The sequence below is a fragment of the Halomonas sp. ATBC28 genome (genome assembly GCF_005937175.1).
Classification (GTDB): domain Bacteria; phylum Pseudomonadota; class Gammaproteobacteria; order Pseudomonadales; family Halomonadaceae; genus Vreelandella; species Vreelandella titanicae.
In genome coordinates, this window is sequence record NZ_VCQL01000148.1 from 1 (window position 1) to 416 (window position 416).

The window sequence follows — 416 nt, forward strand, 5'->3', positions numbered from 1 at the left end:
TACCTGGCGTTTTGCTTCGGTGACAAAGGCGTTACCCGGCCCGAAGATTTTGTCCACTTTCGGCACAGATTCCGTACCAAACGCCAGCGCGGCAATGGCCTGTGCGCCGCCGACGTTAAACACGTCCTGCACACCGCACAGTTGCGCCGCATAAAGGATCTCATCGGCAATCGGCGGCGGTGAGCACAGCACCACTTTTTTACAGCCCGCAATACGCGCCGGAGTCGCCAGCATTAATACCGTTGAGAAGAGCGGGGCGGAGCCGCCAGGAATATACAAACCCACTGAAGCCACCGGGCGCGTGACCTGCTGGCAACGCACGCCTGGCTGCGTTTCTACATCTACCGGCGGCAGTTTTTGCGCAGTGTGGAAGGTTTCAATATTCTTTACTGCCACCGCCATCGCCTGTTTTAGCT

Annotated in this window: 1 protein-coding gene; it reads right to left on the reverse strand. The window is 57.7% G+C overall.

Annotated features, from left to right (window positions below):
- On the reverse strand, window positions 1-402 hold a 402-nt coding region (locus tag E0L35_RS25760; RefSeq protein ID WP_283241554.1), incomplete at its 3' end, for a histidinol dehydrogenase.
- Window positions 403-416 lie beyond the last annotated feature (14 nt).